Origin of the sequence: Stappia sp. BW2 (genome assembly GCF_008107695.1) — a bacterium.
Taxonomy (GTDB): Bacteria; Pseudomonadota; Alphaproteobacteria; order Rhizobiales; family Stappiaceae; genus Roseibium.
This window is the reverse complement of record NZ_VIRG01000066.1, coordinates 645,062-669,798: the sequence shown is the minus strand read 5'-3', so window position 1 is coordinate 669,798 and position 24,737 is coordinate 645,062. Positions and strand designations below refer to the sequence as shown.

Genomic DNA, 24,737 nt, shown 5'->3' with positions numbered 1-24,737 from the left:
ACAACCTCAGATATTCAGTTCGATCTTCCGGCCGGCCAGAATGACGGCGACCATGGCGTCATGGGCGGCTTTCGCGTCCCCCGCCTTGATGGCCGTGACTATGGCCCTGTGGCGTTCGACGAACTCGTAGGTTTCCTGGTCGTTGCGCTCGTTTGCTTCGGCGATGAACAGGGAATAGAGCGCAGCCTGAACGAGATCTCCGAGGGATTGCAGAAAGCGGTTGCCGGAGACCTTCAGGATCATCTTGTGAAACTCCAGATCGGCTACGGCAACGGCCGCCCTGTCCTTGCCGGTGGCAAGGTTGTCGCAGAGCTTAGACAAGGTCACGCATTCCGCATCCGTCGCGCGCTTGGCGGCGCTGCCAGCGGCGGCCGGTTCGAAAATCAGGCGGATCTCGAACAGGTCTTCCAGGAACGGACGCTGGTTGTTGAGGGCAGCATGCCAGCGCAGGACGTCCGGATCGAACATGTTCCATTCGGATGCCGGCCGGACGTGGGTTCCGACCTTGGCTTTCGACTGGATCAGACCCTTGGCGATCAGCGTCTTTTTCGCTTCCCGCACCACCGTGCGCGACACGTCGAACATTTCCGAAATGTCCGGATCCAGGGGGATCATCGTTTCCGGTGGATACTCACCTGCTACGATGGCTCTGCCCAGTTGCTCGACAACCTGATCGGTGTGGTTTCCGATCTGGCTTCCCAACCCGCCGGTGGCGACGAAGGTCATGATTGCGCGGCGAACTCTGTCGCTGGTTTTCTGCGCAGTGTCGTTGCCCAAGTGAGTCCCTTCTGAAGCAAGATGAAGCCGAAGAGCAAACCGCCGATCACGATCTTTGTCCACCAGCTCGAAAGCGTTCCGTCGAACACGATAAAGGTTTGTATCAAGCCCATTATCAAAATGCCAAAAAATGTGCCCGCGACAAATCCAGTGCCTCCGGTGAGCAAGGTTCCGCCGATCACCACCGCGGCGATAGCGTCAAGCTCCACGCCGACCGTCGCCAGCGAATAACCGGCAGACGTATAGAGCGAGAAGATGATTCCCGCGAGGCCGGCAAGGCCGCCGGACGTGGCATAGATGCCGATGGTAGTCCGGGCGAGGGGCACGCCCATCAGCCGCGCCGTCGACAGCCCGCCGCCAAGGGCATAGACATTCTGGCCGAAGCGGGTGCGGTGGGCGACGATAATGCCGGCGAGGAACGTCAGCAGCATGATGATGCCGGTGAGCCGGAACCGTCCGCCACCAGGCGCTTTCCAGTAAAGCGACTGCAGCGTGTCGTAGAATTCATGGGTGATTGGCACGCTGTCTGTCGAGAGCACATAGGCCGCACCGCGCGCCAGGAACATGCCCGCCAGTGTGACGATGAAGGGCGGCATCTCCAGATAGTGGATCATGGCCCCCATCGCCGCACCGAAGGAAATGGTGATCGCCAGGACCAGGACAAAGGCGAACAGCGGATGGATCGAGGTGTCCCTCAGGATCACGGCCAGAAAGACGCCGGTAAAGGCGATTACCGAGCCAATTGATAGATCGATGCCGCCGGAGAGAATGACAAAGGTCATGCCAACGGCGGCAATTCCCAGAAAGGCATTGTCTGTCAAAAGGTTGGCCACAACCCGTGTCGACAGCATGGCCGGGTATTGCGAGGCGCACAGCGTATAGGCCAGCACGAAGGTGGCGATGGTGATGAGAAGCGGAAGATGGGTGGAGCGGATCATTGCGGGCTTTCTTTCGCTTCCTTGATGGGCTCGGACGGCTGGGGCTCCGCAGAAGCCCGCAAGATGTAAAGCGCGTGTTTTACGGTCGGAGACTGGATGACCAGGATCGCGATGATGATCAGCGCCTTGATGATCAGGTTGAACTCAGGCGGCATGCCGGACAGCAGGATGACCGAATTGACCGACTGGATGATCAACGCTCCCAGCAGCGACGCGACGATGGAAAAGCGTCCGCCAAGCAGGGAGTTGCCGCCGATCACCACGGCCAGGATGGCATCAAGCTCCAGCCAGAGACCGGCATTGTTGGCGTCCGCCCCCTTGATGTCGGCTGCGACGATGACACCCGCAAGCGCGGCGCAGACACCTGAAATCAGATAGACCGAGATGATCAGCACGCGGCTGTTGATGCCCGCAAGACGAGAAGAACTCTCGTTGATGCCGATTGCCTCGATCAGCATGCCGAGCGCCGTCTTGCGAACCGCCGCCGTGACAGCCAGCCCGAGCGCGATCCAGATCAGGATTGGCGTTGGAATGCCGAGTATGGTTCCGGCTCCCAGGTGGATAAGGCCCGGATCCAGGAAGGTCAGGATGGTTCCTTCCGTCACCAACTGGGCAATGCCGCGTCCGGCCACCATCAGCACCAGCGTCGCGACGATCGGCTGAATGCGCAGGACGGCAACCAGCACGCCGTTCCACATACCGCAGAGCGCCCCGACGGCAAGTGCTCCGGTAAGCGCGACCTGCCAGCCGTGCCCATCGACGGCGAGGGAGGCGGCAACCGCACCGGCAATTGCCATAACGGCGCCCACCGACAGATCAATGCCCCTGGTCGCGATGACCAGCGTCATGCCGATGCACAGGAGGGCTGTCGGTGCGCCCCGATTGAGGACGTCGATCAGGTTGCCGAAAAGACGGCCGTTCTGAAATTCGATCCGGAAGAAATCCGGAAAGACCATGAAGTTCAGCAGCAGCACGGCAGCCAGAATGATCAGCTGCGGCGTGATCCGCCGGAAAGTGTTGTGAACATGAGCGGTCATCACACGGCCTCCGCCATGGGCTCGTCGGCGATGGCTGCGACGATGTTGGAGGTGGTGATCTCGTCACCGGCAAGTTCGCAAACCTGGCGCCGGTCTCGCAGCACGATCACCCGGGTGGAATAGGCAACGAGCTCTTCCAGTTCGGAGGAGGCCACAAGAAGTGCCATGCCGTCCTCGCGGAGTTTTTCGATGAGCGCGATGATTTCCGCATGTGCACCCACATCGATGCCGCGCGTCGGCTCGTCCAGGATCAGGAGCGCCGGATTGGTCGCCAGCCATCTGGCAAGCAGCGCCTTTTGCTGATTGCCGCCGGAGAGCAGGCGGATCGGCATATCCAGGCTGGCAAGGCGAATGTCGAGCGCCTTCACATAGGCTTCCGCCAGTTCATTGACCTTGGCTTTCGGCAGGGGCCGGAACCAGCCCTGGCGTGCCTGGAGGGCCAGAATGATATTCTCCCGTACGGAGAGATCGCCGACAATACCGTCACTCTTGCGGTCCTCCGGGCAGAGCGCAAAACGGTGCGCAACAGCCTCGCGCGGGTTCCGGATGCTGATCTTCTTGCCTTCCAGACGCGCGTCGCCCTGGTCTGCCTGAACAGCGCCGAAGATGAGTTCGGCGGTTTCCGTGCGCCCGGAGCCCAACAGCCCGGCAAGACCGACAACCTCGCCCTTGCGAATGGTCAGATCAAACGGCGTGATCATGCCGCGTTTGCCGAAGTTGGTAAGCTCTATCAATTTATCGCCGGTGACCGAAGGCGCGCGATCGTGGATGCGGTCTTCCAGCTGCCGGCCCAGCATCAGCGTCACGATGTCGGTCTGGCTCGCGTCCGCAAGGCGCCTTGTGCCGACAACACGGCCGTTTCTCAAGACGGTCGCACGGTCGGATATCTCGAACACCTGATCCAGAAAATGCGTGATGAACACAATGGCAAGGCCGCGTGCCTTCAGTTTTTCGATGACCGAGAAAACAAGCTCGACCTCGTCCCGGTCGAGACTGGCGGTCGGTTCGTCCAGTATCAGAACCTTGCCGGAAAGCTCCACGGCGCGCGCAATCGCGACCACCTGCTGCACGGCAACGGAATAGGCCGACAGTGGTTCGGCCGGATTGACGGAGAGGCCGAATTCGGCAAGCAGATCCCGCGCCATCTTCATCATCTTGCGCTGGGAAATGAAGCCGTGCCACATCGGCTGGCGGCCGAGAAAAAGGTTCTCTGCAACAGTCAGGTTCGGCAGAAGGTTCACTTCCTGATAAACGGTGCCGATCCCCAGTTTCTGGCTGTCCTGGGTGCTGTTGGGCGAGATTTCCTGGTTGTTCAGGACGATGGTGCCGGCGTCGCGCCGGTAGGCTCCGGTCAGGCACTTGATAAGGGTGGATTTCCCGGCGCCGTTTTCGCCGAGCAGTGCATGTACTTCACCCGGATAAAGGGTCAGGTCCACCGCATCCAGCGCTATGGCCCCCGGAAAGAATTTGGATATGCCCCGGCATTCGAGCACAGGGTCGGTTACGCTCGCCATGTATCGGCTTCCCCCGAAAGTCAGTCTACCTGGAACCTTGAGATGCCGGGCAGCGAGCCGCCCGGCACCGGGATCGTTCTTAGTATCCCAGGTCTTTCTTCATCTCGTAGATGGCCATGTTATCATCTTTGAGCGTGTAGAGTTTTGACTCGGTCTGGATCCACTTCGGCGGCGTGGTGCCGTCGGCGAGGTAGGCTTCAAGCGCGTCGAGTGCCGGGCCGGCCATGTTCGGGGTCAGCTCGATGGTGGCATTGGCTTCGCCGTTCGCCATCGCCAGATGGATGTCCGGAACACTGTCGATCGAAACGATCTTGATGTCTTCGCCCGGCTTCAGGCCAGCTTCCTTGATTGCCTGGATCGCACCGACGGCCATATCGTCGTTATGGGCGTAGAGGGCGCAGATATTGTCGCCGCCCACGGCTTTCAGGAAGCTTTCCATCACGACCTTGCCCTGGCTGCGGGTGAAGTCGCCGGTCTGGCTGCGAACGATGTTCAGGTTGTCATGGCCGGAAATCGCCTGTTCGAAGCCCTTCTTGCGGTCGATGGCCGGGCTGGAACCGGTCGTTCCCTGCAGTTCGACGATGTCGCATTTCTCGCCGGCGGTTTCGTCAACCAGCCACTGGCCGGCGACGCTGCCTTCGTGAACGAGGTCGGACGTAACCGCGGTCATATAGAGGTCTTCCGGTGCATCGACAGTCCGGTCAAGCAGCACGACCGGGATCTCTGCGTCCTTCGCTTCTTCCAGAACGTCGTCCCAACCGGTTGCAACCACCGGGGCGAGCAGGATCGCATCGACGCCCTGCGCGATGAAGGACCGGATCGCCTTGATCTGGTTTTCCTGTTTCTGCTGAGCGTCGGCAAATTTCAGATCGATACCGCGCTTTTCAGCTTCCTGTTTGGTGACTGTGGTTTCAGCGGCGCGCCAACCGGATTCAGATCCGATCTGCGAAAAACCGATGGTCAGATCGGCAGCCATGGCGGTCATCGGGACAAACGACAGTGCCCCGGCAATTAGCATTGCCTTGAGTTTCATAGGGTCTCCTCCACAAGGTGTGTTATCCTCACGAATGGCATTAAGTATTACTTTATTACTTTTGTAAAGCGAGGAACGTTGTGCGGTGCGAATGGGACGTCTAAGTATCTGAAATAAATTCATTAAAATGGACATTGAGTGCCTTCGAGCCGGGGCGTTTTCGGGCTTGGTTCTGCAATCCATGGTGTGGCAGGGCTGGTTGTACAAGCCGTGTCAGAGGCAGGGAAACGGTGTGGAGACCCTGGCCAATCCATGGCAAGACGAGGTCGGATTGAAGCTTGCGTGCTGTCATCCTGGGGCGGCGATGTTCTTTCCAATGGCAGCCCTTTCTGAAGAACGGCAAAAGCCCGGGTGCAAGGCCCGGGCTTCAGGGAATGCGAACACGGGCACGGTTAGCCGTCCAGCTTCACCCAGGCAGCATTTCTCGACGAGGAGCGGACACAGGCGTCGACAAAACGCACGCCCGCAAGCCCGTCCGTGATGCCCGGCACCAGCGAGGCCGCATCCTTGCCGGCCTGATGAGCGCGGATCGCCTCGGCGGCATCCTTGTAGAGGTTGGCAAAGCCTTCCAGATAACCTTCCGGGTGGCCCGGCGGCACGCGCGTGGCGGAGGCGATGCTGTCGAGCATGCCCGCACCGCCACGTGTCAGAAGCTGCTTCGGCTTACCGAACGCAGTGTAGTGAAGATAGTTGGGGTCTTCCTGATGCCACTCGAGCCCGCCCTTGTCGCCATAGATGCGGATCTTGAGGTTGTTTTCGTTGCCGGGCGCCACCTGCGAACACCACAACATGCCGCGCGCGCCGCTGGCGTAGCGCAGCATCACATGGCCGTTGTCATCCACCTGCCGGCCGGGCACGAAGGACTGCAGGTCGGCTGCAAGGCTTTCCGCAGGCTCGCCGGTGATGAAACAGGCAAGGTTATAGGCATGCGTGCCGATGTCGCCCGTCGAGCCGCCAAGCCCCGTGCGCGCCGGGTCGGTGCGCCATTCAGCCTGCTTGTTGTGCTGTTCTTCCGTCAGCCAGTCCTGGGGGTATTCCACCTGAACGACACGGATCGTGCCGAGATCGCCATTTGCCACCATCTCGCGGGCCTGGCGGACCATCGGATAGCCGGTATAATTGTGGGTCAGGAAGAACAGCGCATCGGAGCTTTCCGCTGCCTTCACGAATTTTTTGGCATCCGCCAAGATCGAGGTCAGCGGCTTGTCACAGATGACATGGATTCCGCGTTTCAGGAATTCCTTCGCCGCCGGATAGTGCATGTGGTTTGGCGTGACGATGGCGACGGCCTCGATACCGTCCTTCAACCTGGCTTCCCGCTTGGCCATGTCCGCGAAGGAACCGTAAATGCGGTCTTCCTTGAGCCCAAGCGCATGGCCCGATTCAAGTGCCTTCTCCGGGGTGGAAGACAGGGCGCCTGCCACAAGCTCGTAAGCGCCGTCGATGCGCGCGGCAATCCGGTGAACGGCGCCGATAAAGGCATCCTTGCCGCCGCCGACCATACCGAGCCTGATCGGACGTGTTCGCGCGCTGTCTTTTCCTTCGATGGCCATGTCGCTCCTCCTGAAACTGTTTCTGCTCTATCGTGCCGAGCACTGTAATCGATTACACGCTTTGTTTACATATTGGAATCCTCGTCCTGAGGAAGCGCTGTCTCGAAGGAGGGGCCACGTGTCTGGAGGTGGCAGTCCGTCCTTCGAGACGGACCTGGCGGTGCTCCTCAGGATGAGGTTGTGCCGGTTGCGGACTTTGGTGTTCAACTCTCATGAGGGACTATTGCCGGGGAAGAGGGTTACCCGATCCCCAACATCTTCCGGTTGGCTGCCTCGTCGCTGCCGCCATCGGCAAAATCGTCGAAAGCCTTTTCGGTCACGCGAATGATGTGAGCCTTCACGAAGTCCGCGCCTTCGCGGGCACCGTCTTCAGGGTGTTTCAGGCAGCATTCCCACTCGACCACGGCCCAGCCGTCAAAATCATTCGCTGCCATCTTGGAAAAGACGGCGCCGAAGTCAACCTGACCATCGCCCAGGGAGCGGAAACGGCCGGCGCGGTCGACCCAGGACTGATAGCCACCATAAACGCCCTGGCGTCCGGTCGGATTGAACTCGGCATCCTTGACGTGGAACATGCCGATCCGGTCCTTGTAGATGTCGATGTTGTCCAGATAGTCGAGGCACTGCAGCACATAGTGAGACGGGTCGTAGAGCATCTTGCAGCGATCATGGGCATCGACACGCTCCAGAAACATTTCGAAGCTGATGCCGTCGTGCAGGTCTTCGCCCGGGTGGATCTCATAGCAGACATCAACCCCCATTTCCTCGGCATAGTCGAGGATCGGACGCCAGCGTCTGGCAAGTTCGTCAAAGGCGGTTTCAACCAGTCCGGCGGGCCTCTGCGGCCACGGATAGACGTAGGGCCAGGCAAGCGCGCCGGAAAAGGTCGCATGGGCCGAAATGCCGAGATTGCGGCTTGCAGCAAGCGCAAGTTTCACCTGATCGACGGCCCAGGCCTGCCGGGCGGCCGGATTGCCATGGACATGCGGTGCGGCAAAACCGTCGAAGGCTGTGTCATAGGCCGGATGCACGGCCACGAGCTGGCCCTGAAGGTGGGTGGAAAGCTCTGTGATCTCGACGCCGTTCTCGCGCGCCGTTCCAATGAATTCGTCGCAATAGGTCTTGGAGCTGGCAGCCTTTTCAAGATCGATCAGCCGGCTGTCCCAACTGGGGACCTGAACGCCGAGGTAGCCGCAGTCCGCAGCCCATTTCGTGATCGACGCCCAGGAGTTGAACGGCGCTTCGTCCCCGGCAAACTGGGCGAGAAACAACGCCGGACCCTTTATGGTTTTCATGACATTCTCCAGAAATCGGGGAAGGTGAGGGGAGGTAGGGCGGGATGGGCCGGGGTCCCCATCGCGAAAGACCCCGACCCGCTACTGCCCGATGCCTTAGAACGGCGAATCCGGGAAGTAGTAATTTTCAGCATTCTCCGGCGTGATCAGCGTCGCGCCCAGAATGTAGCGGCCGGCAACCGGGCCGTTGGACTTGAAGGCCGCAACCGTCTGGTCCATGGCGGTAGCAATCATCGCCGGCGGATAGAGAACGTCGACCGGGATCAGCGTTTCGCCGTCCATGATGGCCTTGATTGTTTCCTTCATGCCGGCACCGCCAACGACGAACATGCCGTCGCCGTCACGGCCGGCCTGTTTCAGGGCAGCCACCACACCAATAGCGATATCGTCGTCCTGGGCCCAGACTGCGTCGATGTCCGGGAAGCGGGACAGGAAGTCCTGCATCACTTCAAAGCCATCGTCGCGGTTCCAGTTGGCGTGCTTGTGGTCGAGCACGTTGATGCCGGAGCCTTCGATCTCGGCCATGAACGCGTCGAAGCGCTCATTGTCGATGACCGTCGGAATGCCGCGCAGGATGACGATGTTGTCGCCTTCCTTCAGACGGGTCTTCATGTACTGCGCGGAAACTCGGCCCAGTTCCGGGTTGTTGCCGGCCACATAAAGGTCTTCGATGCCCGGCTGGCTGAGACCGCGGTCAACGACCGTGATCCATGCGCCGGATTTCTTGACGTTCAGCACCGGGTCGGTCAGCGGTTCGGATTCGAACGGCAGAACCACCAGGGCGTCGATCTGGTGAACGGAGACGAGATCTTCCAGGGCACTTGCCTGAGCTTCCGGATCCGGCGAGTTCACCAGGATCAGATCGACATCCGGATAAAGCGCCTCAAGACGCTTTTCCGCCTGTTCCGCATGCCAGTTCATGCCGGCTGCCCAGGCATGGGTCGGGGTCGGATAGCTGACACCGATCTTGATCTTTTCCTGCGCAACCGCAGCGCCCGCAAAGGCCAGCGCACCGGTTACCGCTATCACTCCCAAAGCTTTCTTCATGAGCATTGCTTCCTCCTTCAATGCTGCCATCTGGACACACCTCTCCCGTCCGGTGCGATCCGGTCATTAATTTGGGGGACGGGTCCCGGTTCGGTTGAAATCAGCTCAGGGGCTTACTTGCTCTTGCCGAGCTTCCAGTCACTGCGCTGAAGAAACACTGCGACGATGATGATCAGGCCCTGCATGGTTCCATTCAGGTAGTTTGAGATCACATCCGTGAAGTTCAGAATATTGCCGATGGTGGTGAGGATCAGTGCACCCAGAATTGTGCCGCCGACCCGGCCGTACCCGCCTTTCAGAACCGTGCCGCCGATGATCACCGCGGCGATCGCCTCAAGCTCCCACAAGACGCCGGTTGAGGCAGACGCCGAGCCGAGGCGGGGAACGTAGATGATGGTGGCAAAGGAGACGCACAGGCCCTGGATGACATAGGTAAGCGTTTTCACCCGGTCCACATTGATCGCCGAGTAGCGGGCAACGGCTTCATTCGAGCCGATGGCCGTGCAGTAGCGGCCGAATGCGGTGCGGTTCAACAGCAGCCAGCCGCAGATGGCAACGGCGATGAAAACCCAGACGGGGAAGGGCAGACCCAGGAACGTGTCGTAATAGACCGGCCGGTAGGTGCCCCGAATGTCGAAGTTGAGCGACAGGGTGCCGCCATCTGCAAAATAGGTCACCAGGGAGCGGTAGATGCCCATGGTGCCGAGCGTCACGATGAAGGCTTCTATCTTGCCCTTGGTCGTCAGCGTGCCGTTCACCCAGCCGGCACCGATGCCCAGCACAATGGCCAGACCGCAGCCGAGCAGGACCGTTGGAACCCCGCTGCCCATGGTCTCGATCGCATTGTTCATGATGATGATCATGACACCGGAAATTGCGGCTGCCATGGACCCGACGGACAGGTCGATACCACCCGCTGTGATGACGAATGTCGCCCCGACCGCGATGATGCCGATGAAGGCGGAACGCGTCAGCAGATTGGTCAGGTTGCCTTCGCTGATGAAGGCAGGGTTTAGCAGAAAGCCGATGATGCACAGGATCAAAAGCGCAACTGCAGGGCCGATTGTCTTGAAGTCTATGGAAGACCGTTTGGCCGACTTGGCCGCTGTATCGTCTGACGCGGTCATCATGGTCAATGGAGTTCCTCCCGTTTCAGCCCGGCGGCATAGCGCATGATTTCGTTTTCGTTGATGTGATCGCCGGTCAGAACGCCGGTGATATGGCCTTCGCGCATCACCACCACTCGGTGGCAGATGCCTATGATTTCCGGCATCTCCGAAGAGATGACGACGACAGAAACGCCTTCGGCGGCAAGGGCGGCGATGAAGTGGTAGATCTGCTGTTTGGTGCCGACATCGATGCCCCGTGTCGGTTCATCGATGATGACGATCTTCGGATCGCATTCCATGATCTTGGCGAGGAGCAGTTTCTGCTGGTTGCCGCCCGACAATTTGCCGACAGTGATTTCCTTGTCGCGCGCCCGAACGTCGAAGCGGCGGATGGCACGATTGAGCGCGTCTTCTTCCGCCTTGCTGTCGAGCCCGAAATTGCGAACGAATTTCGGCAGGGCGAACAGGGTGAGGTTGGGACGCATCTTCTTGTCGAGAAGCAGTCCCTTTTCCTTCCTGTCCTTGGTGAGATAGGCGAGACCGAGGTCCCGCGCCTCCGCGACGGTCATGGGGCCGGTGTCGCGTCCAAAAAGTCTGATCGTTCCCGCCTCAATCGGGGCAAGGCCGCAGATGGCTTCGAAAACAGCTGTTCTCCCGGAGCCGATCAGGCCGGAAAAACCCAGTATTTCGCCCTTGCGGAGGCTGAAACTGACATTGTTCACGGAAGGGGCGCACAGGTTCTGGACCTCCAGCACAAGCTCCGCATCGACGTCCGCCTCATCCATGGGCGGGTAAAGGTCTGAAAGTTCCCGGCCGACCATCATCTGCGCCATCATGTCCGGTGTCAGGTCGCTGGAGGCGCGCGTGTCGATCCACTGGCCGTCGCGCAGGATGGTCACCCGGTCGGCAATCTCCTTGACCTCATTCAGCTTGTGCGACACGAACACGATGCCGACACCGCTTTCTTTCAGCTTTTCCACCTGACGAAAGAAAACCTGCGTTTCCTCCTCGGTCAGGACGGCGGTCGGCTCGTCCATGATCAGGATGCGGGCGTTCCGGCTGACAGCCTTGACGATCTCGACCATCTGTTTCTGGGCAATTGTGAGGTCGGAAATCCGGTCGGTCGGGGAAATGTGGAGGCCGATCTCGTCCAGATACTTGCGGACGGTTGCCTGCATGGCCGCCTTGTCCAGAAAGCCGTTGGATTTGAGCTCGCGGCCGAGGAACACGTTTTCCTCCACCGTCATCTGTTCGGCGAGGTTGAGCTCCTGGTGGATAAGCACGACGCCCAGCTTCTCCGCGCCGCCATTCGGGGGCAGGTCGGTCTGTTTGCCGTCGAGACGGATCTGGCCAGAGGTCGGATCATGGAAGCCGGAGAGGATTTTCATCAGCGTCGACTTGCCGGCGCCGTTTTCGCCGATGAGCGCGTGAACCTCGCCAGGGCGGACGTCCATGCTGACACTGAACAGCACGGGAACCGGCCCGAAGGATTTACTGATGTTCACGGCCTCGATGACCGCTGCCGGAGCAGTGGTGTCCACGCTCATTCTTTTTCCTCCCAAGGCGCAAAAGCAATCTCCCTCTTTGGCGCCATAGGTGTCATGTAAACGTTTTCATAGGTCGTGTAAACCTTTACATTGACTGCTGTAAACCTTTTCATAGTGTGCGTTGCGTTCTATACAGCGTAGATGGCGTTGCGATTCATGGACTTATCCGAAGGCCGCACCGCAGCATGTCTGGAAACGGGAAATGAGCGAACCGGGCGAGCGGCCGGCGACCATTGAAGATGTTGCAAAACTGGCGGGCGTTTCCATCGCGACCGTCAGCAGGGCCTTGCGCTCACCGGAGAAGGTTGCGGAGAGCACGCGCAAGAAAGTTACGGCTGCGATTGCCCGAACCGGCTACACCGCCAACGCCATGGCGCAGAACCTGCGCATGCAGCGCTCCCAGATGGTGCTGGTGCTGGCATCCTCCATTGCAGACCCCAATTTCGCGGGCATTCTGACCGGGCTCGAAAAAGCAGCAAACGACCGTGGCTATGGTGTGCTCATTGGCAACACGGAAGGCACAACCGGTCTGGAGCAGAATTATCTGCGGTTCCTGTCAACCGGTATGGCCGATGGACTGGTGCTTCTGACGGGGCACATTCCGGTTGCCGGGCAGCCGCAGACGCCGCTCACCAATCTGCCTCCGATCGTCGCGACCGAGCGTCCGGTTTCGAACCCCGAAATCAGCTATGTCGGCGTGGATGACGTCGCAGCCTCCAAGGTCGCGACCGAATATCTGATCTCGCTCGGACACCGGCGGATCACCTACATCTCTGGTGGGCCAGCCGACATTCGCAGCGATCTTCGCCACGACGGCTACTTGCAGGGCTTGCGGGAATCGCCCGAGGCGCTGCGCGATTGGCGGGTGGAGGGCGACGGCTCCAGCGAGAGCGGGCGCGCAGCCGTTGAGCGGCTGTTCATCAAGGACGACCTGCCGACAGCCTTTTTCTGTTTCAACGACAACACGGCCATCGGCGTGATCTCTGCGCTGCAGCTGCGCGGCTATCGTGTGCCGGAAGACTTCTCCGTGCTCGGCTTTGACGACATCCCCTTCGCCAACAATTTCACGCCCGGCCTGACGACAATCCGCCAGCCCCGGCAGCATATAGGCGAAAAGGCCATGACGATCCTTCTGGACCGCCTGGCGAACAGGTCACTGGAAACACAGACCCATCTGCTCCACGGCGATCTGATCGTGCGCGAAAGCTGCGGCGGGATATCCCGCAAGAGGGACGGGTAGGGCATCTCCGTCCACCGAATTGGTCATTCCGGGCAGCGTGAATCGCAGTGGCATCGCGTGATCCGGAAACATCTCGGAAGCTGGCAGGTCGCTCAACCGCCTTGCCAGGTTTTTATCGCCTCGACCGGGTAAACCAGCATCAGCACGTTCAGCGTCAGATTGTCCTTGATCACCCAAAGTGCCAGCAACTCAAAGCCTATCCCGACCAGGACCGTGACCCAGACGGGCATGCGCCAGGCAAAAAAGAAACCGGCGAGCATCCAGAGAATATCGAAGACGGAATTCAGAACACTGTCACCGGTGTAACCGGCCGCAATGGTAGCTTCGCGATACCGGTCGATGATCCAGGGGCTGTTCTCGATGATTTCCCAGGAAGCCTCGATGAAGATCGCGCCGAGTGCGCGCTCTCCGACGGAACTGCGCCTGAAGATCAGCCACAGGAACAGATAGAACAGGAAGCCGTGGATGATATGTGAGGGCGTGTACCAGTCGGAAATATGTTGCGAGGAACCGGCGACATCGCTGGCCGGTGTCCACAAAAGAACATAGCCGCAGTCACAGATCGGGATTCGTCCCATAGCCAGAAGAATGGCCGCTGTTGCGGCGATCATCGCCAAACCGACGATCAGACATTTGCTTCGGCTCATGGGGTCTCCTCGGACTGTCGGGGCAGATTGGCGATTCTCTACTGGAAATCTGCAAGATTTCTCTCTATGACCTTCCGCCAACGAAACATCAATCCGTCCGGCTTTTTGTGGAAGGTTGCGCCCCGGTTTTCCGGCGCGTTCGCGCGGCCCCGCCGGATTTGGGATCAGGAGATTTTCATGACTGGCCTCAACGGCACGGCGCCCTATCAGTCCCGGCGTACCTTTGCGATCATTTCACACCCGGATGCCGGTAAGACGACCCTGACCGAAAAGCTGCTGCTGTCGGGTGGTGCGATCCGGGCGGCGGGCCAGGTGCGTGCTCGCGGCGAACGACGCCGTGCACGGTCCGACTGGATGAAGATCGAGCAGGAACGCGGCATTTCCGTTTCGTCCTCCGTCATGACCTTTGAGCGCAAGGGCATCATCTACAATCTGCTCGACACGCCGGGCCACGAAGACTTCTCCGAGGATACCTATCGCACGCTGACCGCCGTCGACGCGGCCATCATGGTCATCGATGCCGCCAAGGGTATCGAAACCCAGACCCGCAAGCTCTTCGAAGTCTGCCGTCTGCGCGATATCCCGATCATCACCTTCGTCAACAAGATCGACCGCGAAGGCCGTCATGCGCTGGAAATTCTGGACGAAGTGCAGGAAGCACTTGCGCTCGACGTCTCCCCCCAGACCTGGCCGGTCGGCATGGGCTCGGACTTCTTCGGCGTTTACGACTGGCAGAAGAAGAAGTTTCACACTTCCGGCGGCGAGCGCGGTGGTGCCTTCACCCAGACCAAGGATGTTTCCGGTCTCGACGACGAGGTCCTCACCGGCACGGTATTCGACCGGATCATGGAGGAGCTGACCGAAAACGTTGAGCTCGGTGCGGAAGGCTACGCCGAGTTCGACAAGGAAAGCTTCCTGGAAGGGCATTTGACGCCGGTTTTCTTTGGCTCGGCTCTGCGCGACTACGGCATCGAGGAAGTGCTCGACTTCATCGCCGAGTTCGCTCCGCCGCCCCATTCCCAGCCCGCCACCGGCGGACGCACCATCATGCCGCAGGAAGACAAGGTCACCGGCTTTGTGTTCAAGGTGCAGGCCAACATGGATCCGAAGCACCGCGACCGCATTGCCTTCGTGCGCCTGTGCTCCGGCACCTTCAAGCGCGGCATGAAGCTGAAGCACGTGCGCGCCGACAAGCAGATTGCCGTTTCCGCGCCGATCTTCTTCTTTGCCGAGGAACGCGAAATTGCCGATCTTGCCTATCCGGGCGATGTCATCGGTGTGCCCAACCATGGCCAGTTGCGCGTCGGTGACACTCTCACCGAGGGCGAGAGCATCCACGTCACCGGCCTGCCGGCCTTCGCACCGGAAATCCTGCGCCGCGTACGCCTGTCCGACACCATGCGCGTGAAACAGATGCGCCAAGGGCTGCAGGATCTGGCGGAGGAAGGTCTGGTGCAGATCTTCAAGCCGGATCTCGGCTCCAACTGGATCGTCGGTGTTGTGGGCGCACTGCAGCTTGATGTCGTGGTGGACCGGTTGAAGGCGGAATACAGTACGGAAATCGGCTTTGAAGCCGTGCCCTATACCACCGCCCGCTGGATCGAAACCGACAGTCAGACCTTGCAGAAGATGCTGGAAGGTCACCGCATGTCGATTGCCAACGATCGGGATGACAAGCCGGTGTTCCTGTTCAAGAATGCCTGGGAGATTGGTCATGTCACTGAAAAATTCCCAGACGTGAAATTCCGGGAAACGCGAGAGATCGTCTACGAGGCTTAGTCCGCTAAAGCTGACCCGGTCTTTTGTCTTTTCCTTGCACCTTTCTGGCCTCTCCAGGCCGGAAGGGCTTCACGAGGACAGGTGAGGGCAGACGAACCGTGTGGATCGGATCCGTAGTGGACGTTTGGGATGATGCCGGTGTGTTTGTTCACACAAGAAACGAAATTGGATTACGCAAGGCTTCCTTGCATAATTACGTATATCGAAAAGATCTTTTCACATATATACATTGTAAATTGTAGGGACGGGCACGTTGGCAATTTCCCGCTTGTCCATTAGACCGCTAGTATCTGATTTTGAATAACATTTCTTCAGTTGATCGAGCGTGAAGGCTTGTCTAGGATATTCAAGGCTCCCGGAATACTGGCAAATTCAACGGTAATGCAGCTAAGAGAGCGAGCAAGCAATTGCGATACAAGCCTCCAGTCGGGCATGGTTCGCCGCCGCTTCAGAAAGCCAAGGGTGAAGCGCAAGCGGTAGAAATCCGCCGTCTGTCCAAGCCTTTCTGGATAACCGTGATCATTAGTGCGGTAAGCCTGATGGCTTTTGTGTCGTTTCTTTCCTGGAGGCTTGATCGCTACTCCATCCGGTCCTCGGAAAACATTTTTACGGCCATGCTTGATGACCGCTCCGATAGCTTGGCGGAGATCACGCTCGAGTATGGTTATTGGAATGATGCGGTCGATAATCTTGTCGATTCATTGGACCTTACCTGGGTTCGTGAAACCTTCGTCGACTACATGCAGGATGAGTTGAATATCGAAGGCATTCATCTGTTCGACGGCAAGAACCAGCCCAGGATTCATGTCATTGAAGGCAAGATTGCCGACGCGGATCTGCATACCCGTTACGGGCCTTCGCTTAGCGTGCTGGTTGCCGATGCCCGCAACACCGCGAAGAACGAGGCGCCGGTTCCCGCGACGGGTCTGGTTGGTACCCTTGAAAAGCTTTACCTCGCCAGCGCGGTTCTACTGACCTCCTACAAGGAGGACAGCGACACAAGCACCGATCACGTGCTGGTTTTCGCGCGTCCGGTCAATGCCCCGATCCTGACCGAAGTGGCTGAGAAATATCATTTGCCGGGCTTGATGCTGTCGAGCTTGCCACCGGCTTTCTGGCAGGCAGGCTTCGACATCGAAACCGTCGACAGGCGGCATCTCGGCTTTTTCGTGTGGAGCCCCGAACTCGCCGGGTTCCGGATATTGCCTCTGCTCGTCATCGGGGTGCTGGTCGTCTATATCGGCATGTTCTTTTCCGCACGCACGTTCTTCCGCCGGGCAACGGAAACGGTCCATGCTCTCGCTGCGGCCAAGCATCAGGCGGAAAAGGTCAAGGACCTGCTGGCCAGCCAGGTCAGAAGCGACCCTCTGACGGGGCTGGGCAACAGGCGGCTGCTCGATGAGAACCTCGCGTTGCTACAGGACGTCAAGCCATTGGCGGACGGTCACGCACTGCTCTATGTCGATCTGGACCGGTTCAAGGACATAAACGATACCTACGGACACGAAACCGGGGATCTCGTGCTGCTCTATGTCGCCGAAGCTTTGTCGGGTCTTGTCAACGTGGACGATACGGTCGTCCGACTGGGAGGGGACGAGTTCGTCATTGTGTTCGGCAGAGCGCGGCGGGAGCGTGTGCTGTCGACAGGCCGGGCGATCGTGGAACAGCTCAGTCGGCCGGTGAACCTCGATGGGGCCACCTATACGTTCGGGGCAAGTGTCGGCATCGCCTTTTCCGAAAATCCGTCCGACCTGCTGCGCAAGGCCGATGTCGCGCTGTATTCGGCGAAACGGCGGGGCAGGGCGCAGGTGGCGGTCTATTCCGCCGACCTTCTGGATTTCCGGAACGTCCCCATGCAATCGGCGGCGCAGCCAAGCTGACAAAAAAAGACCGGCCCTAGGGCCGGTCTCTCAGGTCAGGATGCCTTTGCGGAAGGCAACTCTATGTCGATGCCAAGGGTTGTGACGTCGCCGGTTCTGTCCATCTCGAGACGTACCGAATCCGGGTCAATGTTCACACGCTTCGCAACGACGGCCAGAATGTCTTCCCGCAGACTTGAAATCAGCACCGCGTCGGAACCGTCGTCGGCCCGTTCGTGCGCCAGCAGAATTTGCAGCCGGTTCTTCGCAACCGAGGCGCTTTCACCTCTTTTGCCAAAGAGGCTCAGGATGTTCATGCGGCCCTCCCTTTGAAGAATTTGCCGAACAGGCCCTTCTTCTCTTCCGGGATCGTGACAGGGATGTTTTCGCCGAGAAGGCGGCGGACAGCCTCGGTATAAGCCTTGGCAGCCGGGGAGTTCTCATCCGACAACGTGATCGGCAGGCCGACGTTGGAGGCTTTCAGAACATCCTTGCTTTCCGGAACGACACCGATGAGCGGAACGGACAGGATGTCGACGACATCGTCGGTCGCCAGCATGTCGCCGGTCTTGGCGCGCTCGGTGTCGTAGCGGGTGATCATCAGGTGCTTCGGCATGCGGCCGCCGTCTTCGGCGATCTTCGTCTTTGCATCGAGAAGGCCGATGATCCGGTCACAGTCGCGCACGGACGACACTTCCGGGTTGGAGACGATGATGGCCTCGTCGGCGTGGCGCATGGCCAGCGTTGCGCCGCGCTCGATGCCTGCCGGGCTGTCGCAGATCACCCAGTCGAAATACATCCGCAGCTCGCTGATGACGCTGGCAACGCCCTCTTCGGTCAATGCATCCTTGTCCCGGGTCTGGGAGGCCGGCAACAGGTAGAGGTTGTTCAGCTTCTTGTCGCGCACCAGCGCCTGTTTGATCGAAGCTTCGCCCCGCACCACGTTGACGAGGTCGAACACGACCCGCCGTTCGGCACCCATGATCAGGTCGAGGTTGCGCAGCCCGACATCGAAGTCGATGGCGCAGACCTGGTAACCTTCTTTGGCAAGCGCCGAGGCAATAGCTGCGGTGGTGGTGGTTTTGCCCACACCGCCCTTGCCTGACGTGACCACAACGACAGTAGCGTTGCTCATGGTGTTCGTCCTGTGTTTGTTGTCAGCCCGGCCGCCCTGGGGGGGCCGGTTCTGTGGTTAGTTCAGCTCTTCAAAGACGAGGGTTTCGTTTTCAAAACGTATCTGCGCCGGTGCGTTGCGCAGGGCGGTATCGAAATCGTCCGCGACCTTGTAGAGCCCGTTGATGGAAACCAGCTCCGCATCCAGCTTGGAACAGAAGATGCGGGCACTGTCTTTCCCTGCGACACCGGCCAATGCACGCCCGCGCAGCGCGCCATAGACGTGTATCGAGCCGCCGGCGATAATCTCGGCACCGGAGCTGACCGAGCCAATCACCGTCACGTCGCCTTCCGGATGCAGAATGCTCTGACCCGAGCGCACCGGTTCCGTGATCACGATGGAGGACCCGCTCGCAATGCTTGCCGGCGAGACTTCCCATGCGGCTGGTTCCAGTGCGCTGTCGTCATCGGCCTGGCTTTCCTTGGCCTTCGCGTCACTGGTCGCCTTCTTGGCTTTGCCGGATGCGCCCTTCGCGGCATCGTCCGCCTCGCTGGCATCCGTCTGTTTTTCCGCAGAACCGTTGTTGGTCTCAGCAGGAGCGTTGGCGGGTGTCGGAACATCCACGTCAGAGGCCAGACGGCCACCGGAAAAGCTCGGCGGCATGCCCGCTTTCAGCCGTGTGCCGGCAACACCGTCAATTCCCATGACGCGGATAGAACGTTCGCCAAGCTGAGCAAGAAGCTGTTCCAGCTCCTCGATCGGTATCTTGGTGCCACGGACGTCAAGAATGATCGGCCGGTCAATAAAAAATCCCGGCGAGCGTTCGATGATACGGTCGATTTCTCGGAACCAGTCCGCAAAGGGCGGCTCCGGGCTCAGAACGATGGCAATGAAGGATTTTCCCTTGAACTTCATCAAAGAGTCCGGCAGCACAATTGGTCATGTTGATTTGGTTCGATAAACCTATCATTAACCGAACCGGACAATCGGGCAGGCAGCCGTTTTCCACCGATATCAATTTTCATCTGATATTTCAGACAATTGGCTCTTCCACCAAGGCTCTCACCAAGGTGCCAGGGGTACCTCCTGCCAAAAATGCCAAGGGAGCCGCCAAGAATCGCTGGATCGTACTTCGGCTGACAGCTTTGCCGGCGCATTGGTTAACTCAAATCCCGTAAAAAACTGGCTTTTTGCCATATTGCAGTGCAATATAGGCCATTGGGTGTTTGGGGCGCAGAGCGTCTTGGGGAAAAGAATGAGTAACTTCAGTGATATGATGACCTATCTAGGCCTCGATACAAATGAGGCTGCGGTAGTACTAAATGTATCTGAAGATGAAATCCTTCGCTGGTGCAGTACGAGCGAGGCTCCTCCTATCCACATCTGGCAAGGCCTTGTGCGCATGCTCGATGAAATCCGGATATCCGCAGAGGAAGCCGCGAAATCAGCCGATCTCGATCATCTGGATGCAACGGATCTCAACCGCGTCAATCTGATGGTGCCCGGCGGCACGACGTCGGACCTTGCCGGCCCGAAACGCGCCGCAACGGCGCTGGCTGTTGCTACGCTGGCGCGGGTCTTCGTCTGATCTGCGCCACATCAGGTCTTCGCTCTGTCTGTTTTCAGGCAGGCGCCTGAAATTCCATGCCGACATTGCCGGCCAGGGCGTGTCCGTTGAGGAATTCGCTCCAGGAGGTGCCGCAGCATTTGCCTTGTGGAAACTCTGCTTCATTTCGTCCGAAATCCATTCGAAACGAAGCTGCCTTTCTTGAACTTTTGTTCGTTTCAGGGATGATCAAGGAAAGAGACTGCACCAACCGCTGATTTGCCGCCTCCGCTCGGCTGACGAAGACACGTGTCACGCCCGGAACCTCGCCCCGTATTTATAAGGTATCGGCGGGCGGCCTCCATACCATTAAGGCCCGGCCTATGACTGAATCGCTCAAGGGACTTGTCGCCGCGCTTCTCGCATTTGCCCTGTTTTCCACGCATGACGCCATCATCAAGGAACTCGGCGCAAGCTATCCGGTCTTTCAGATCATCTTCTTCACGATGCTGTTCGCCTTCGTGCCGATGTCCATGATGATGCTGGCGGACAAGGCGGTCGACAATTTCCGCCCAAGGCATCCCTTGCTGGTTCTGTCGCGGGCAGGCCTTGCCATCATCGCCATGTCTTGTGGGTTCTACGCCTTCACGGCGCTGCCGCTGGCAGAGGTCTACGCCTTGCTCTTTGCCATGCCGTTGCTGATCACCGCTTTGTCTGTGCCGCTGCTCGGCGAAACCGTGCGGGCACAGCGCTGGGCTGCAGTGATTGTCGGTCTGGTTGGCGTTTTAATCGTTTTACGTCCCGGGGTGACCGAACTGACCCTCGGCCATGCCGCGGCTTTGACAGCCGCCTTTGCTAATTCGCTCTCCACAATTCTGGTGCGCAAACTTGGCGGCAAGGAACGTCCGGCGGTGTTGATCCTCTATCCGATGATCCTGTCCATGATGGCCATGTCCATGACGTTGCCGGCGTTTTATGTGCCGGTGAAGCTTGTCGACCTCGGCCTGATGGCGGCTATCGGTTTTCTGTCGGTCTGCGCCCAGTTCCTGACGATTACCGCCTACAAGGCCGCGCCGGCCGCCGTGGTGGCACCGCTGCAATACAGCCAGATCCTCTGGGCAAGCCTGTTCGGTGTGCTGTTCTTTTCCGAAACGCCGGACTTCTACGTCGGCCTCGGCTCTGCGGTCATCATCGCCTCGGGCATTTTTGTTGTCTGGCGCGAGAGCCGCGAGAATGTCTCCATGCAGACCCCGGTCCTGAAAACAGCCAACCCGCGGTTCGATACAGGCCCACAGCCGAAGTAGGGGCAAGGAGTGACTGGCTCCCAACTGGCGATTATCCGGACTTCCCACAACACGACAGCCTCATCCTGAGGAAGCGCGTGAGCGCTGTCTCAAAGGATGGGCCACTTGCTCCTGAGTATGCCGCCCATCCTTCGAGACGCGCAGAAATGTGCTCCTCAGGATGAAGTCGTGGGTGAGGCGGGGCGCAGGAACCCTGGCACCTAGCGGATGAGTGAAGTACTGGCACCGGGGCCAAACATTCCTCAATCAAGCCGTTTCTTGAAGCGGAAGGCGGCGACGATCATGCCGAGAACGAAGAACCCGCACATCCACAGCACATCGCGGTGCAGCTCCATTAGCCCGGCATCCCGCAGCACGAAGCCACGGATCATGCGCATGAAATGCGTCGCCGGAAATGCCTCGGCAATATACTGCGCGATCACCGGCATGCCCTCGTAGGGAAACATGAAGCCGGACAGCAGGATGGACGGCAGCAGGACGAAGACGGTCATCTGCGTGGCCTGCAACTGGCTCTGGGCAATGGTCGACAGCACGAGGCCCAGAGACAGGCTGGCGCCGATGAAGAGCAGAGTGCCGACGAAGAGATCGGCGATCCTGGCGCCGAAGGGCACGTTGAACAACAGGTGGCCAAGCCCCAGGATGATCACGGTCTGCACCAGGCCGATGAAGATATAGGGAATGATCTTGCCGATCATCAGCTCGATCGGCCGCACCGGCGTGTTGATCAACATCTCCATGTTGCCGCGCTCGCGTTCGCGCACGATGGCGGCTGAGGTGAACATGATCATGGTCATGGTCAGGATGATGCCGACAAGGCCGGGCACGATGTTGATGGCGGTACGCTGTTCCGGGTTGAAGAACAGGGCAACCTCGAAGGTGGGCGTCGACCGGTTCGGTGCCTGCCGGTTCAACTCGGCCAGAGGCATGTTGCGCAGGGACTTGATGGCCCCTGCGATCATGGTGTCGGAGCCGTCGACGATCCATTGGGCGACGGGCCGGCTGGTTTCCTCATCCGTGGACGGCGGGGTGCCGAGGTTGGCGGCAGGCGAGCGGGCGACCCTTTGGGAGAGATCGGCCGGCAGAATGAAGGCAGCGCGCACGCGCGCGGCCTTGATGGCCGTTTCCGCTTCTTCGATGCTTGTCAGCCGTTCGGTCACCCTGACCACACGCGTGGCTTCCACCATCTGGATCAGAATGCGGCTCAGCCCGGTCTGGCTGTGATCGACAACAGCAACCGGAATATCGCGAATGTTGGTGTTGATCGCGTAGCCGAACAGGATGAGCTGGATCAAAGGGATCATGATGACCATGCCGAATGTCATCCGGTCACGGCGCAACTGGCTGAGTTCCTTGAGGAAGATGGCGGATATGCGGGAGAGTGATCTCATCATTGGCGGCCTTCTCCCGTCGCGGTCACGAAGACATCTTCCAGGGTCGGGCGCACCTTTTCGATCAGGCTCGCGCCGTTGGTTTCGTCCTTGTTCTTCAGAAACGCTTCCGGATCGGCTATATCCTCGCGCACCAGCACCCTTAGGCGGGCACCGAGCTGGGCGGCGGTAATGATGCCCTTCGTTCCCAGCAATCGACGGCGGATCTCGCGCAGGTTGGGGCCTTCGATTTCCACGACATTGGCCCCCATTGCGGCCATCAGGTCCTTGGGCGTTCCGTCAGCACGCTTCTGGCCTGCTTCCATGATCGCAATCTTGTGGCAGCGTTCCGCTTCATCCATGAAATGGGTGGTCACGACTATGGAGGTGCCACCGTCGACCAGGTCGAACAACTGCTCCCAGAAGTGGCGGCGCGATTCCGGGTCCACGGCGGAGGTCGGTTCGTCCAGAAACAGAAGCTGCGGCTCGTGAAGAACAGCGGTGGCCAGGGCAAGGCGCTGGCGCTGGCCGCCGGACATCTTGCCTGCAAAGCGGTTGCCGAGGTCAGTCAGTTCGTAGCGCTCCATAACCTCGGCGATCCGCTGTTTCTTTCGCTTCGACGGCAGGCCGTAGATCGTCGCCATGAAGGTCAGGTTCTCCAGAACCGTCAGGTCACCGTAGAGCGAAAAGGCCTGGGTCATGTAGCCGATCTTGTACTTCAGGGTCTCCGCATCCTTGGGGACGGAGAGCCCAAGCACTTCAACGGTTCCTTCCGTTGGCGTCAGAAGCCCGGTGAGCATCCGCATGGCTGTGGTCTTGCCGCTGCCGTTGGGGCCGAGAAAGCCGTAGATCATGCCGCGTTCAATGGTCAGGTCCAGTCCGTCAACCGCCCGGAACCCCTTGAAGCTCTTCACCAGGCCCTTGGCCCGGATGACGATGTCGCTACCACTTGAGCTCACGGCAGGACGACCTGGGCCGGTACACCGTTTGGCAGATCTTTGGCGCTGTCGGGCAATTGCACCTCGGCGACATACATCAGCCTGGCCCGTTCGGACTGGTTGAGGGCGTAGTAGGGCGTGAAGGAAGCTTCGGAGCTGATCCAGCGCACCGTGCCTTCAACCGGTTTGTCGAGGCCGTCTATCCGCACCTCCAGCTTGTCACCCTGTTTGACCTTGATCCGGTGCGGCTCGGGCACATAAACGCGGGCATAGGGCGCATCGCCGGCCAGCATCACCACAACCGGGCTGCCGGCGGTCACCCTTTCTCCAAGGTTCCAGGGAAGGTTATCGAGAGTGCCGTCTCGCGAGGCGGTGATGGTGAGGTCCGACAGGATCTTTTCCTGCGTCGCAAGACTGGCCTGCGCGGCTTCAAGCTCGGCCTTGGCTATATCGAGGTCTTCCGGTCGTGTCCCCGCCACAAGCTCCTTCAATTGTTCTTGTGCACTTTTCAAGCTCGCGTCGGCTGCATCGCGCGCAGCCTTGGCGCTGTCGAGCTGTGCCTGGCTGGTGGTTCCGCGTCCAGTCAGGTCGTCGTAGCGTCCGAACGAGGCCTGCGCGTCCTCCAGTTCCGCCTTCGCACCGGCAACAGCGGCGCGGGCCTTGGCGATTTCCTCTTCGCGAGCTCCGTTTTCAAGCTTTACGAGATTGGCTTTGGCTTTCTGCACCTCCGCCTTTGCCTGTGCCACGATTGCCTGCTGTTCTGCCGGGTCCAACTGAGCCAGCACGGTTCCCTTCTTGACGAATGTTCCTTGGGCAACGGGCAGCTCGACCAGAACCTCGTTGGCGGTCGCCGTCAGGGCGACCCGGTCGCGCTCCAGATTTCCAAGGGCAACATTCTCCTCTTCGCCGTAACAGCCGGCAACAAACAGGCACAGGCTGGCTGCGAGAAAGGCGTGAGCACGAGCTGTCAACATGAATTCCTCTCAGTGGATCAACGGCATGCAGCAAGAGGGGCATTGCCTTAGGCTATGCGGCCACGCCCTTACGTCACCATAAACTGCTTCAAACGCGTGTGCCACGGCTGGCTGAGAGA

The 24,737-nt window shown here is 59.4% G+C and carries 23 protein-coding genes; 5 read left to right on the top strand and 18 right to left on the bottom strand.

Going from position 1 to position 24,737, the window contains the following annotated elements; genetic code table 11:
* Window positions 1-6: 6 nt before the first annotated feature.
* The 10 genes from FMN63_RS14590 to FMN63_RS14545 all read right to left on the bottom strand — a co-directional run bounded on the left by FMN63_RS14590 (window position 7) and on the right by FMN63_RS14545 (window position 11,850).
* Window positions 7-777, bottom strand: a complete 771-nt coding sequence (locus FMN63_RS14590; protein ID WP_209001122.1) for a FadR/GntR family transcriptional regulator — start codon at window positions 775-777, stop codon at window positions 7-9.
* Window positions 723-1,712, bottom strand: coding sequence for a galactofuranose ABC transporter, permease protein YjfF (yjfF, locus tag FMN63_RS14585; RefSeq protein WP_148585590.1), 990 nt, complete (start codon window positions 1,710-1,712; stop codon window positions 723-725). Before yjfF ends, FMN63_RS14590 begins: the two co-directional genes overlap by 55 nt.
* Window positions 1,712-2,752 (bottom strand): ABC transporter permease, encoded by a 1,041-nt coding sequence (locus FMN63_RS14580; RefSeq protein WP_148584675.1) that lies wholly within the window; start codon window positions 2,750-2,752, stop codon window positions 1,712-1,714. Before FMN63_RS14580 ends, yjfF begins: the two co-directional genes overlap by 1 nt.
* Window positions 2,752-4,266: a sugar ABC transporter ATP-binding protein gene (locus FMN63_RS14575; RefSeq protein WP_148584674.1), complete on the bottom strand. Its 1,515-nt coding sequence runs from the start codon at window positions 4,264-4,266 to the stop codon at window positions 2,752-2,754. Before FMN63_RS14575 ends, FMN63_RS14580 begins: the two co-directional genes overlap by 1 nt.
* Before the next feature lie 79 nt (window positions 4,267-4,345).
* Complete coding sequence (ytfQ, locus tag FMN63_RS14570) at window positions 4,346-5,299, bottom strand: galactofuranose ABC transporter, galactofuranose-binding protein YtfQ (RefSeq protein ID WP_148584673.1); 954 nt, start codon at window positions 5,297-5,299, stop codon at window positions 4,346-4,348.
* Between the two features lie 392 nt (window positions 5,300-5,691).
* On the bottom strand, window positions 5,692-6,852 hold the full coding sequence (locus FMN63_RS14565) for a Gfo/Idh/MocA family protein (RefSeq protein ID WP_148584672.1): 1,161 nt from the start codon (window positions 6,850-6,852) through the stop codon (window positions 5,692-5,694).
* 239 nt (window positions 6,853-7,091) lie between these two features.
* Window positions 7,092-8,147, bottom strand: coding sequence for a sugar phosphate isomerase/epimerase family protein (locus FMN63_RS14560; protein WP_148584671.1), 1,056 nt, complete (start codon window positions 8,145-8,147; stop codon window positions 7,092-7,094).
* Window positions 8,148-8,243: 96 nt separating this feature from the next.
* Entirely contained in the window at window positions 8,244-9,200 is a 957-nt protein-coding gene (locus FMN63_RS14555; protein WP_040441259.1) for a substrate-binding domain-containing protein, read from the bottom strand.
* A gap of 107 nt (window positions 9,201-9,307) precedes the next feature.
* Complete coding sequence (locus FMN63_RS14550; protein WP_205514025.1) at window positions 9,308-10,324, bottom strand: ABC transporter permease; 1,017 nt, start codon at window positions 10,322-10,324, stop codon at window positions 9,308-9,310.
* Window positions 10,325-10,326: 2 nt separating this feature from the next.
* Window positions 10,327-11,850 carry a sugar ABC transporter ATP-binding protein gene (locus tag FMN63_RS14545; protein WP_148584670.1) on the bottom strand — a complete coding sequence of 508 codons (1,524 nt, stop codon included), beginning with the start codon at window positions 11,848-11,850 and terminating at the stop codon, window positions 10,327-10,329.
* 202 nt (window positions 11,851-12,052) lie between these two features.
* Between FMN63_RS14545 and FMN63_RS14540 the strand changes: the two genes are divergently transcribed.
* Complete coding sequence (locus FMN63_RS14540; RefSeq protein ID WP_148584669.1) at window positions 12,053-13,090, top strand: LacI family DNA-binding transcriptional regulator; 1,038 nt, start codon at window positions 12,053-12,055, stop codon at window positions 13,088-13,090.
* A 92-nt stretch (window positions 13,091-13,182) separates the two neighbouring features.
* Here the strand turns inward: FMN63_RS14540 and FMN63_RS14535 are convergent, their stop codons facing one another.
* Window positions 13,183-13,737, bottom strand: coding sequence for a DUF2585 domain-containing protein (locus FMN63_RS14535; protein ID WP_148584668.1), 555 nt, complete (start codon window positions 13,735-13,737; stop codon window positions 13,183-13,185).
* A 177-nt stretch (window positions 13,738-13,914) separates the two neighbouring features.
* On the opposite strand from FMN63_RS14535, the gene FMN63_RS14530 reads away from it, so the two are divergent.
* On the top strand, window positions 13,915-15,516 hold the full coding sequence (locus tag FMN63_RS14530; protein ID WP_148584667.1) for a peptide chain release factor 3: 1,602 nt from the start codon (window positions 13,915-13,917) through the stop codon (window positions 15,514-15,516).
* Window positions 15,517-16,055: 539 nt separating this feature from the next.
* Window positions 16,056-17,396: a diguanylate cyclase domain-containing protein gene (locus FMN63_RS14525; RefSeq protein ID WP_148584666.1), complete on the top strand. Its 1,341-nt coding sequence runs from the start codon at window positions 16,056-16,058 to the stop codon at window positions 17,394-17,396.
* A 35-nt stretch (window positions 17,397-17,431) separates the two neighbouring features.
* Here FMN63_RS14525 and minE read toward each other — a convergent pair whose 3' ends face one another.
* From minE to minC, 3 genes are read right to left on the bottom strand one after another with little or no spacing between them, the layout of a single operon-like run.
* Window positions 17,432-17,692, bottom strand: a complete 261-nt coding sequence (gene minE, locus FMN63_RS14520; protein WP_148584665.1) for a cell division topological specificity factor MinE — start codon at window positions 17,690-17,692, stop codon at window positions 17,432-17,434.
* Entirely contained in the window at window positions 17,689-18,510 is an 822-nt protein-coding gene (gene minD / locus FMN63_RS14515) for a septum site-determining protein MinD (protein ID WP_006939389.1), read from the bottom strand. Before minD ends, minE begins: the two co-directional genes overlap by 4 nt.
* 57 nt (window positions 18,511-18,567) lie before the next feature.
* Entirely contained in the window at window positions 18,568-19,404 is an 837-nt protein-coding gene (gene minC / locus FMN63_RS14510) for a septum site-determining protein MinC (RefSeq protein WP_148584664.1), read from the bottom strand.
* Between the two features lie 340 nt (window positions 19,405-19,744).
* Between minC and FMN63_RS14505 the strand changes: the two genes are divergently transcribed.
* Window positions 19,745-20,077: a hypothetical protein gene (locus FMN63_RS14505; protein ID WP_148584663.1), complete on the top strand. Its 333-nt coding sequence runs from the start codon at window positions 19,745-19,747 to the stop codon at window positions 20,075-20,077.
* A gap of 34 nt (window positions 20,078-20,111) precedes the next feature.
* Here FMN63_RS14505 and FMN63_RS14500 read toward each other — a convergent pair whose 3' ends face one another.
* Window positions 20,112-20,351 (bottom strand): hypothetical protein, encoded by a 240-nt coding sequence (locus FMN63_RS14500; protein WP_148584662.1) that lies wholly within the window; start codon window positions 20,349-20,351, stop codon window positions 20,112-20,114.
* Window positions 20,352-20,418: 67 nt separating this feature from the next.
* On the opposite strand from FMN63_RS14500, the gene FMN63_RS14495 reads away from it, so the two are divergent.
* Window positions 20,419-21,339: a DMT family transporter gene (locus FMN63_RS14495; RefSeq protein ID WP_148584661.1), complete on the top strand. Its 921-nt coding sequence runs from the start codon at window positions 20,419-20,421 to the stop codon at window positions 21,337-21,339.
* A gap of 242 nt (window positions 21,340-21,581) precedes the next feature.
* Here FMN63_RS14495 and FMN63_RS14490 read toward each other — a convergent pair whose 3' ends face one another.
* Genes FMN63_RS14490 through FMN63_RS14480 form a run of 3 tightly spaced genes read right to left on the bottom strand, consistent with a single transcriptional unit; the run spans window position 21,582 to window position 24,618 of the window.
* Window positions 21,582-22,730: an ABC transporter permease gene (locus tag FMN63_RS14490; protein WP_148584660.1), complete on the bottom strand. Its 1,149-nt coding sequence runs from the start codon at window positions 22,728-22,730 to the stop codon at window positions 21,582-21,584.
* Window positions 22,727-23,665, bottom strand: coding sequence for an ABC transporter ATP-binding protein (locus FMN63_RS14485; protein WP_148584659.1), 939 nt, complete (start codon window positions 23,663-23,665; stop codon window positions 22,727-22,729). Before FMN63_RS14485 ends, FMN63_RS14490 begins: the two co-directional genes overlap by 4 nt.
* Entirely contained in the window at window positions 23,662-24,618 is a 957-nt protein-coding gene (locus FMN63_RS14480; RefSeq protein ID WP_148584658.1) for an HlyD family secretion protein, read from the bottom strand. Before FMN63_RS14480 ends, FMN63_RS14485 begins: the two co-directional genes overlap by 4 nt.
* Between the last annotated feature and the right edge of the window lie 119 nt (window positions 24,619-24,737).

What these genes read in the sequence shown, in the direction of transcription:
- FMN63_RS14580 (WP_148584675.1), bottom strand. Translation starts at nt 2,752, where the DNA reads ATGACCGCTCATGTTCACAACACTTTCCGGCGGATCACGCCGCAGCTG.
- FMN63_RS14575 (WP_148584674.1), bottom strand. Translation starts at nt 4,266, where the DNA reads ATGGCGAGCGTAACCGACCCTGTGCTCGAATGCCGGGGCATATCCAAA.
- ytfQ (WP_148584673.1), bottom strand. Translation starts at nt 5,299, where the DNA reads ATGAAACTCAAGGCAATGCTAATTGCCGGGGCACTGTCGTTTGTCCCG.
- FMN63_RS14565 (WP_148584672.1), bottom strand. Translation starts at nt 6,852, where the DNA reads ATGGCCATCGAAGGAAAAGACAGCGCGCGAACACGTCCGATCAGGCTC.
- FMN63_RS14560 (WP_148584671.1), bottom strand. Translation starts at nt 8,147, where the DNA reads ATGAAAACCATAAAGGGTCCGGCGTTGTTTCTCGCCCAGTTTGCCGGG.
- FMN63_RS14555 (WP_040441259.1), bottom strand. Translation starts at nt 9,200, where the DNA reads ATGCTCATGAAGAAAGCTTTGGGAGTGATAGCGGTAACCGGTGCGCTG.
- FMN63_RS14550 (WP_205514025.1), bottom strand. Translation starts at nt 10,324, where the DNA reads ATGATGACCGCGTCAGACGATACAGCGGCCAAGTCGGCCAAACGGTCT.
- FMN63_RS14545 (WP_148584670.1), bottom strand. Translation starts at nt 11,850, where the DNA reads ATGAGCGTGGACACCACTGCTCCGGCAGCGGTCATCGAGGCCGTGAAC.
- FMN63_RS14540 (WP_148584669.1), top strand. Translation starts at nt 12,053, where the DNA reads ATGAGCGAACCGGGCGAGCGGCCGGCGACCATTGAAGATGTTGCAAAA.
- FMN63_RS14535 (WP_148584668.1), bottom strand. Translation starts at nt 13,737, where the DNA reads ATGAGCCGAAGCAAATGTCTGATCGTCGGTTTGGCGATGATCGCCGCA.
- FMN63_RS14530 (WP_148584667.1), top strand. Translation starts at nt 13,915, where the DNA reads ATGACTGGCCTCAACGGCACGGCGCCCTATCAGTCCCGGCGTACCTTT.
- FMN63_RS14525 (WP_148584666.1), top strand. Translation starts at nt 16,056, where the DNA reads ATGGCTTTTGTGTCGTTTCTTTCCTGGAGGCTTGATCGCTACTCCATC.
- minE (WP_148584665.1), bottom strand. Translation starts at nt 17,692, where the DNA reads ATGAACATCCTGAGCCTCTTTGGCAAAAGAGGTGAAAGCGCCTCGGTT.
- minD (WP_006939389.1), bottom strand. Translation starts at nt 18,510, where the DNA reads ATGAGCAACGCTACTGTCGTTGTGGTCACGTCAGGCAAGGGCGGTGTG.
- minC (WP_148584664.1), bottom strand. Translation starts at nt 19,404, where the DNA reads ATGAAGTTCAAGGGAAAATCCTTCATTGCCATCGTTCTGAGCCCGGAG.
- FMN63_RS14505 (WP_148584663.1), top strand. Translation starts at nt 19,745, where the DNA reads ATGAGTAACTTCAGTGATATGATGACCTATCTAGGCCTCGATACAAAT.
- FMN63_RS14495 (WP_148584661.1), top strand. Translation starts at nt 20,419, where the DNA reads ATGACTGAATCGCTCAAGGGACTTGTCGCCGCGCTTCTCGCATTTGCC.
- FMN63_RS14490 (WP_148584660.1), bottom strand. Translation starts at nt 22,730, where the DNA reads ATGATGAGATCACTCTCCCGCATATCCGCCATCTTCCTCAAGGAACTC.
- FMN63_RS14480 (WP_148584658.1), bottom strand. Translation starts at nt 24,618, where the DNA reads ATGTTGACAGCTCGTGCTCACGCCTTTCTCGCAGCCAGCCTGTGCCTG.